This is a genomic window from Flavobacterium sp. (assembly GCF_043780635.1).
Classification (GTDB): domain Bacteria; phylum Bacteroidota; class Bacteroidia; order Flavobacteriales; family Flavobacteriaceae; genus Flavobacterium.
In genome coordinates this window covers 1-9,667 of record NZ_JAYWCK010000187.1, presented here as the reverse complement: position 1 = coordinate 9,667, position 9,667 = coordinate 1, and the positions used below count along the sequence as shown (strand labels likewise).

Sequence of the window (9,667 nt, the reverse complement as noted above, 5' to 3'; positions counted from 1 at the left end):
TATTGGTTTGTTTAGCGACTTCAAGATACTGAATTTCAGTATCTTGACCAATATTTATCCGACTTATTTTACTTTAAATAATTACACCCAACGGGTTCTAAAGTATTATAAATATAATCAGATTTAAAAAAACGAATCACAAAAATGAATTCCTCGTGTAGAATATTATAAAATAGTACAATGAGACATTTTGTGATTCGTTTAAAAAAGTATTACAAATTATTTGAATTAATACCCTGGATTTTGTGAAAGATTAGGATTATTGTCTAAAACAGCTTGTGGAATAGGCCATAATAAATCATTAGTGGTTATATTATTAGCATAAGGCATTAGAACTACATCAAATACTTGCGTTACAGGGTTAAATTTTGAATACGTTTGTTTTGATAAAACTTCTATTGATTTGCCTTCTCTTTTTAAATCAAACCATCGTTGTCCTTCAAAGGCCAATTCAACAAATCGTTCATTTAGAATTTTGTTAATTGCATCGTCTTTCGATGTAGCTGGAGCAACATTTGTCAATGAAACTCTGGTTCTAACTTGATTAACTAATGCCATAGCGCCGGTAAGGTCGCCAGTATTAGCCAAAGCTTCGGCTTTTAAAAGTAAAATATCTGCAAGTCGGAAAATATAAAAATTTTGAGTGGCATCTGCAGCTCTCATCTTCCATGGGTTTGGAAATTGAGTATAGCTTGTCCAATACGGATCTGCAAAAGTTGTTGGAAACCTTTTTATAGTAGCTAATCTTCTTTTAGAATCTGCAGCTAATGCATTACTAATAGTATGAGAAGGGGTATTAAATTTTTTCCAATTAGTCCCTACAAATACATTGGTACACCAACCATTAATAAGGCTTCCATTCCCTTCCCCGTTTATTTCCCAAATAGCTTCGGCATTACCTTCGTGTTTGTTATCAAATAAAAAATCATAGGTTGGCAATAAACTGTATCCTCCAGCAATGACCGCATTTGAATATTGAATAACTTTTGCCCAATCCGGGTTTGGCATTGTTGCATATACTTTGGCCAACAATGCGTTTGCAGCACCTTTATTGGGTTTGTATTTACTTGAAGGTGCAGAAGTCGCAGCAGGTGCTTTAGCTAAAGCTACTTCACAATCTGCAATTATAGCGGCATAAACTTCAGTGACTGGTTTTCTGCCTGGATATAATGATGGATAAATAGTTTCAAAATTGTCTTGGTTGATAGAAGATATGTATTCTGTCACGATAGGGAATTCCCCCCAAGTTTGCACTCCTTGAAACCGAAACAAGGCTCTGTATAACGAAGCTTCTCCCATCATTTCGTCTTTTCTTTGTTGGGACAAATCAGGCACCGTGTTTACATAATTAATCACTTTGTTACACAGCTTTACAAAATCATTTACGTGACTCCAGTCTCTTGCAACTACATAATCTGTAGAAATTATTCGATACTCGTCTATTTGAAAAAAATCTTCACCATCTCCACCAGCATATGCAACATCGGAACCAGCATCGCCTAGAAAGAAATAATCAAACTGCCAATATTCACTTCCGAAAATTTGATAACATGCTTTAATTGCATTTTCGGCATCTTGGGCGTTTTTTAATACTTGTTCATCTTGAGGAGGGCTGATTTCACTTGTAATGGGCTTTGTGTCCAAAAAGTCACTACAGGCCGAAAACAGTATAACGCTTATACAAACAAGTAACACTTTATTAATTGCTATATATTTTTTCATAATTTTTAATCTATTAAATTAGTTTAAAATCCAGCTTTTAAGCCGAAGATAAATGTTCTTACTTGTGGATAAGTTCCATAATCAATTCCTTGTGCCTTTCCATTATTACTGGAAGAGGAATTAACTTCGGGGTCAAATCCTGAATAATTCGTCCATGTTGCTAAATTTTGTCCAGTGGCATACAATTTTAAAGAATTTATACCCCAAAACATCTTATTAAAACTATATCCTAAAGTTACCGCTTTTAGTCTTACATAAGAGCCGTCTTCTATAAATCGATCTGAAGCCAAAGTTGCTGTTGCATCGCGTGCTTTGGGAATATCAGTAATTTGTCCTGCAGTTGTCCATCGATCCAATACTGCAACAGATTGATTTTTTGAATTTTGCATACCTTCTAAATCCACTCTAGAAGCATTAAAAACCTCATTGCCTTGAACTCCTGTAAATAGTACGTCTAATGAGAGTCCTTTGTAGGAAAATGTGTTGGTAAAACCAAAATAATAATCTGACATAGCGTTTCCAATAATTGTTCTGTCTTGAGGGGTTATTGCCCCATCACCATTGACGTCTTTATATTCTAATATACCTGTTGCTGGATTCACTCTGTCAACAACATAACCATAAAAATTGCCTAACGGCTGTCCTTTTTCTAAACGATTCACATTTTGATACCCTGCATATTCTATAGGTTGCAATCCCATTTCTAGAACTTTATTTTTAATAAATGTTATATTAAAATTGGTATTCCAGTTGAAATCTCCTTTAAAATTAACGGTGTTTAAGGCTAACTCAAGCCCCGTATTTTCCATTTTTCCTGCATTATAAACATAAGCAGCTCCTTCAATGTATATGGTATTAATTAAATCCGTAGTTGTTTTCTGGAAGGCATCGGCAGTTAGCCTAATTCTATTGTCAATCATTCCTAAATCGATTCCTATATTAATATCTGTGGTGGTTTCCCAGGATAAATCAGTATTAATGTAATTTAAAAGATTACCTCCATCATCACCTAGTAAACCATATGAAGAATATGGACCAACTCCAGAAATATTTCCTGTTTGTCCCCATCCGAGTCTTAATTTTAATTCAGAAACCGTAGAGTTATTTTTCAAGAAATTTTCATTGGAAATTATCCATGCAGCAGAAACTCCCGGGAAAACTCCCCATTTGTTGTTTGCTGCTAGTTGTGAAGCACCCGTGGCTCTAACTACACCATTAGCAATATATTTTCCTTTATAATTATACGTGGCACGACCAAAATAAGAAACATAATTTTTTTCGGTAGCAATGGTATCTGATGCTTTTGGATCAGTGTACATCATTTTAGAAATATCTAATTTTCTTAACAAAGGATCAAAACCTGTTCCTTCAATTTTAAGTTGGTCGTATCTTTCTTTTTGGATACTATTTCCAACCAATAAATTTAAATCGTGATTTTCTGATTTTATTGAATAGTTCAAAGTGTTTTCTAAATTTCGATTAGAATAACTGGCAGTATGTTCCCTTCCAATTCCTCTTGTCGTAATATCCGTACTGTTATTATTACGACCATAATTTGATCGATAACTATCTACAAAATATTGGTACACATTTCTAGACATATCAATAGATGAAGAAGGTTTCCATATTAAATTTTTCAGCAATGTAACATCGAAGCTCAAATTACCCAAATATCTAATACCATTAATATCTTCTTGCCTGCTTTGAAATGAAACTGGATTTTCTAATGAAGCCGTTGGATTTGCAGCAAATTGTCCAGGTAATTGTCCGCCAGCAACTGCACCACCTACTAAATCGTCTGCATAAATTGGCAAGAAAGCTGGCGTAGTTAAGGCACTAAGAATTACTCCTCCTTGATTAGCACTATTATTATCGCTAGTATTATTGAGTTCTGTATTGATAAGATTCATGCCAACATGTGCTTTTAACCAAGTTGTTGCCTCAACATCTAAATTTATTCTGCCCGATAATCTTGAAAAATTAGAAGGTTTTACAATCCCTTGGGTATCTTGATACCCTAATGATACAAATGCTTTTATTTTTTCAGTTCCTCCTGCGTATGATAAATTATAATTCTGATCTTGTCCTGTTTGAAAAACTTTTTTAGTCCAATCGGTATTGATACCTGCATATAAAGGATTAGTAGCATCCGAGACATAGGTTGGACTGATTTCTGCCATCAAGGATTTGTATTGATCAGGATTTAAAATAGCTATGTTCTTTACAATTTCTGAACTACCATAATAAGAATTAAAGCTAAATGTATTTTTATTGGCTTTTCCTTTCTTGGTAGTAATCAAAACAACACCCGCACTACCGTTAACTCCATAGATTGCTGTTGATGTGGCGTCTTTTAATATTTGTATATCTAGTATATCATCGGTATTTAATCCATCACTAGAATACGTTTGAACTCCATCAATAACAAATAAAGGATTGTTTCCTGATTGAATTGAACTTAAACCTCTAATTCTAATATCTAACGCAACACCTGGTTTTCCGGAGGGTTGTACTACATTTACACCCGAAGCATTGCCCTGAAGTGCTTGTGCAACGTTGTATAATGGGCGATCATCAAAGGCATCTGATTTTACCGTTGAGATGGCACTAGTTACATTTTTTTTCTTTTGAGTTCCGTATCCTACATTGATAACAACCTCTTCTAATTTGTTAGCTTCTTCAATTAAACTAACGTTTAAAAATTGCGATTTTTCAATTTTAATTTCTTTCAAAGTAAAACCAACATTAGTGAATACCAAAACATCATTTGGGTTTACTTTAATATTAAAGTTCCCGTCAACATCAGTTGTCACTCCTTTTTTAGAATTTTTCACAACAATATTGGCTCCGAAAATGGGTTGTTTATCTTTTGAATTGGTAACAGTACCTTTAATTTCTATTGTTTGTGCATTAACAAAAGCAGCAATAAAAAGGAAAAGTAAAATTAAATAATTTTTAAATTTCATAATAGTATGATTTTAGTTTGGTATTTTTTTTAGTAGAAAGATTCGTTATTCTAAAAAAATTAATTCTCATGAACTTTTGTGAACATTTATTATTAAAATAAATGCTCAAAAAAACCAGTTTAAACTAAATAATTTTTGGTCGATTCGTATTAATTATAGAAAAAAATATCCTTTGTGTATAGTAAAAATATGTAAGTAAAAAATCCCTTGCGACTTTATGTTGCAAGGGATTTTAAATTATAAAAAAATATTAGTTTTTAACAACTTTTAATGTTTGAAAAGAATCCCCAGAAGTAACTTTTGCAAAGTACATCCCTTTTGATAAACCAGATGCATCAACAGTTACTTCTTTAGAAGAAGCATTTTTGCTCATAACTGTTTTACCTAAAATATCAACAATTGTAACAGAAGAAATATCATTATTTGCAGAAGCAAATTTCCAAGAATTTTGTGTTGGATTAGGATAAACACTAAAGTTTTTCGCAGCAAATTTATCAACTCCCAAAACTTCAGAAAAAACCCATTCTCCAGTAGATCTATTAAAATCAACATTATAAGTTTTTCCCCAAGGAATAAAAATATCTCCACCGCCACCTGCAATACCATTTTGTGCCGTACCTGTCAATGCTAGAGCATTAGCACCATTACCACCATTACAACCATATTGAGTTGCCCAATCGTGGTTGTCTCTAAATTTTAAATGTAATTCTGTATCAGTCCATGTGCCATTAATAACTGGCGCCCAATTGCTTATTGTATAATGCATATTATCTACTGTTGTTAAATCTAGATCAGCACCCCAACCACTTCCTGCAAAGTTGCCTATCATACTTACTACAACTGGCTCAAAAACATATTCTTTCGGAGTTGCCGCATTTTTTGTAAAATACACATTATAAGGTCCTGCATCTACAGCTATAGTTCCTCCTAGTGTAGCTGCTGTCTCATCAGGAAAAGCTCCACCCCATTGATTTGCTGTGCCTTCCTCAATAAACTTAGCAACTCCCCCTGGAAAATAGATGCTTTTTTTGGCATAAGCAATCCCATTAGCTGAAGTTAATTGCACGTCCGCAGCTAAACCACCACCGCTAATTTTTATAACTGGATTAGGGTTAACTCCTGCTGTAAATGAATAATCTTTAGTTATTGCATTATAGGTTACGTTCCAGAAACCCGGAGTACCTAAAATATTCATACCTCCATTAACAATAACTTTTCCTGAAGGAAAACCAGGTTGGGAAACATTACCACCAGTTGTAGCCCAAGTTCCAGCTTCAGAAAATTTCATATTTCCATCTCCAACAATTTCAAAATTTGTGGCAGTCCAAGTTGTACCTCCATCAGTCGATGATAAAGTTAAGCCTCCTGGTTGATTCCAGCCACCTGTGCCTGTTCCAGTAATTGTTACTGGGCCAGTAACTTGTGCATTAATACCAAATCCAAATGCTAAAGCAATAATTAAAAGTAATTTTGTTTTCATAATAAAAAAGATTTAAATTTTAATAATAAATTAGTTGTTATAATACATAATCATTAATTAAGTTAGAAACGATTATTTATGGTAGCAATATTAGTTTTTGTTTTACTACATCGTTATAAATTTGCTACACTTGAATTACGCTATAAATTTTACATCATACTTATTTATTACTTTTAATTTTATAAAGCACTGTTATTCATATATTTAATACAAATTAAAATAATTGTATTTACCAATATAAATGAGTAGATTTGTTTTTTTAATTATAAATGATAGCAAACGACATAAAACAAATTATCCCTCTAAAAATCAATATTGGAAGTCTAAATAAAGTATTTAATATCCTGTTGTTATTTACTTCAATTTTGGTTTGCCAAACGAAACCTATAAATAATGGGCTCCAGAATATATTAGGCAATGCTAAAGTTGTAAATTATACCAGAAATGATTTTAAGGGAGATCCCCAGTTTTGGACCATGTGTGAAAATGAAGATGGGACATTAATCTTTGGAAACAATGATGGGGCATTAATTTTTGATGGCGAGTATTGGAAAAAAGTTTTTCTTCCTAATAATTCTTCAGTGCGAAGCTTAGTTAAAACTAAGGAGGGAATAATATATGCTGGCGGATATAACGAATTAGGTAACATCCAAAAGGACAAGTTTGGAAATTATTTTTACAAATCTTTGCTATCCAAATTTCACCTAGAAAACAAAAACATTGAAAATCTTTGGCAAGTACATCAGTATAAAAAGCTCATTATCTATAGATCTTTTACAGAACTTATAATTATTAATGGAAATATAGTTAAACAACTCCCCGCGAATAAATCATTTGTTTATTCCGCAAAAGTAAATGACAATTATTTGGTGCAAGATTCAGGTTTTGGTATTTATAAATTGGATATCAATACGATGAAACTTCAACTTGTCTTTGAAGAAAAATTATTTTTAAATGGTGAAATAGCTTCTATTCTTCCTAGTCCAGATCCAAATACAGTAACCATTTTTACAAGGTCAGGGAATGTTTTTTCGGGTAATATCAAAAATAAAACAATTACAAAAAAATTCAATCTTTTTGACAATTCAAAAAAAGACCAGGTTACTATTGGAATACTTGACAATAACAATGATTATTTGATTGGAACAAGAAGTTCAAAAATAATTAAAATTGCAAAAGAAGGAGTAATTCAAAAAGAGGCAACTACTTTTTCTGGGCTTTCAAATGCAACCATTCATTTTCTTTATCAAACAAAGAATAATAACACATGGGTATTGCCAAACAATGGATTGAATTTGTTAGATTACAAAGCACCTTTTGTTTCTATTTTTGATCAAGCTTCCATCTATGATATAGTCATAAAAGATAATGTCATATATACTGCTACAAATAATGGTGTATATTATGCAAGCACTTTAAATAGGGCTTTTGATTTTAAAAAAATAGATGATTTACAAGGACAAACTTGGGCTGTTCAAAATTTTGAAGACGCAATAATTATTTCACACGATACAGGCCTCTATGAATTAACTAATGGTTCAGTTAAAAAAATTGGGACTGAATCTGGGTTTTGGAAAATCACAAAAATCAAAAATAAAGAGGGATTGTATTTGGGTTCAAATTACAACGGCTTGTTTCTTATAGAAAAAAAAGATAATCATTGGAATATAAAGAATAAAATAAATGGTTTTGATGAATCTACAAGAGATTTATTAGCTGATTTTGAACCTAATACTTATTGGATTTGTCACGGTTATAAAGGAGTTTACAAGATTCATATAAACGAGGATTACACTAGAATTGATGTAGTTGATCATTTTACTGATAAAAATGGGTTTAAATCATTCTATAACATAAATGCATTTAATTGGAATACTAAAATTGTTTTTACTACCAATACAGGTATCTATTTTTACAATACTGCCACAAATAGGTTTGAACCTTTTGAACCTTTGAACAACCTTTTTAATCCCTCCAAAAATATCCGAAAAATAGTTCAATATATGGATAAAACTTGGTTTATCCAAGACGATGAGGCAGGTTATTTTTCATCCAAAGATCAAAAATTAAATATAGATTTATTTCTTAATCTAAAAGGAAATTTCAATAGAGGAATGGAATGCATCTATCCTTTGTCAAACAATAAAGTTTTATTTGGCACCAATTCGGGTATTTTTGAATATAACTTAGATCAAAGTCAAAACAAACAAATCTACCCTACCCTAATTAACCAAATAACCTATACCCACAACCAGAAAATAGAATTTGTAGAAATTAACTCTAATAAAACAGAAATTAATTTGCCCAATCAAACTGACATACTCCGATTTGAATTTTCTTGTCCAAAAATGATATCGAGCACTGAAACTAATTATAGTTATAAACTTGAAAATGTCGATAAAAATTGGTCGCCTTGGCAAAAAAGTGCATTTAAAGAATATACCCATCTGCGACCTGGAAACTATATTTTTATTGTAAAAAGCAGAAACTTAGCAGGATTAACAGGAAAAGAAACTAAATTTGAATTTACAATTTTACCAAAATGGTATCAAACTAATTTAGCTTATTTTCTATATGTAATTGTTTTTGGTTTGATTATTTACTACATCATAAATTATGTAAAAAAGAAAATAGCATATGAGCGAAGAAAATCAAAAATTGAAATTAGAAAATCACAGCAACTTTTAGAATTAGAGATAGAAAAATTAAAACTAAAACAAGACAAAGAAGCCATTTATAAGGATAAATTATCCCTAGAAGGTGATATAATAAACAAAAGCAAAGAATTAGCGAACTACACGATTTCGTTAAGCAAGAAAAAAGAAGTTTTCGATGAATTAAAAAATGACTTAACCAAGCTTCGGGAACTTCTTAAAAGTCAAGAATCAAGAAAGAAAATCACCGAAATATTTCAAAAGTTAAATCAGCATCGAATAGGTGAAGAATATATTGAAATCTTTGATGTAAACTTCGAAAAAGTAAATCATAATTTCTTTGAAAAATTGAAGCAAATTGATTCTTCATTAACAAAAAGAGAACTTCGTCTTTGTGCATTTATTAAAATGGATTTAACTAATAAAGAAATATCTCCATTATTAAACATTTCTATTAGAGGTGTTGAAACTGCAAGATATAAAATCAGAAAAAAATTAAAACTTTCTCATGATGAAAATTTTATTTATTTTTTAGAAGGTTTGAGTAAATAGGTATAAAAGTCTTTATAAAATCTTTAGCAGAAAGTGTATTGATTGAAACAAATGCTTAAAAATATCTTTAATTAACCTTTATTTCTATTACTTTTCAAATTAAAGACTGAACCCTATAGACTTATTCTCAAACCAAGTACTCCAATTTCTTGAAAATTTAGTTTAAATAATGCCATAAAAAACCTCTAAATTTCTTGAGGGCACTGAAAAACATTGCTTATTTTGATTAGCGTTGTTTTCAGACAATAAAAAAGTACTTGTAACAGGATTTTAAAATCCTGTTACAAGCACTT

Annotated in this window: 4 protein-coding genes; 1 reads left to right on the top strand and 3 read right to left on the bottom strand. The window is 31.3% G+C overall.

Features of this window, described 5'->3' with window-relative positions; genetic code table 11:
- Positions 1-228 precede the first annotated feature (228 nt).
- The 3 genes from ACH2BV_RS16305 to ACH2BV_RS16295 form a co-directional block, all read right to left on the bottom strand.
- On the bottom strand, positions 229-1,722 hold the full coding sequence (locus ACH2BV_RS16305; protein ID WP_395051837.1) for a RagB/SusD family nutrient uptake outer membrane protein: 1,494 nt from the start codon (positions 1,720-1,722) through the stop codon (positions 229-231).
- Positions 1,723-1,745: 23 nt separating this feature from the next.
- On the bottom strand, positions 1,746-4,688 hold the full coding sequence (locus ACH2BV_RS16300; protein WP_395051836.1) for a SusC/RagA family TonB-linked outer membrane protein: 2,943 nt from the start codon (positions 4,686-4,688) through the stop codon (positions 1,746-1,748).
- A gap of 250 nt (positions 4,689-4,938) precedes the next feature.
- The gene (locus tag ACH2BV_RS16295) at positions 4,939-6,168 is read right to left on the bottom strand and encodes a T9SS type A sorting domain-containing protein (protein WP_395051835.1); all 1,230 of its coding nucleotides are present in this window, start codon (positions 6,166-6,168) and stop codon (positions 4,939-4,941) included.
- A gap of 269 nt (positions 6,169-6,437) precedes the next feature.
- Here ACH2BV_RS16295 and ACH2BV_RS16290 point away from each other — a divergent pair, with 269 nt between their 5' ends.
- Complete coding sequence (locus ACH2BV_RS16290; RefSeq protein ID WP_395051834.1) at positions 6,438-9,374, top strand: triple tyrosine motif-containing protein; 2,937 nt, start codon at positions 6,438-6,440, stop codon at positions 9,372-9,374.
- The last annotated feature ends 293 nt before the right edge of the window (positions 9,375-9,667 follow it).

Bases quoted from the DNA above. Each gene is read 5' to 3' on its own strand.
- ACH2BV_RS16305 (WP_395051837.1), bottom strand. From the start codon at position 1,722: ATGAAAAAATATATAGCAATTAATAAAGTGTTACTTGTTTGTATAAGC.
- ACH2BV_RS16300 (WP_395051836.1), bottom strand. From the start codon at position 4,688: ATGAAATTTAAAAATTATTTAATTTTACTTTTCCTTTTTATTGCTGCT.
- ACH2BV_RS16295 (WP_395051835.1), bottom strand. From the start codon at position 6,168: ATGAAAACAAAATTACTTTTAATTATTGCTTTAGCATTTGGATTTGGT.
- ACH2BV_RS16290 (WP_395051834.1), top strand. From the start codon at position 6,438: ATGATAGCAAACGACATAAAACAAATTATCCCTCTAAAAATCAATATT.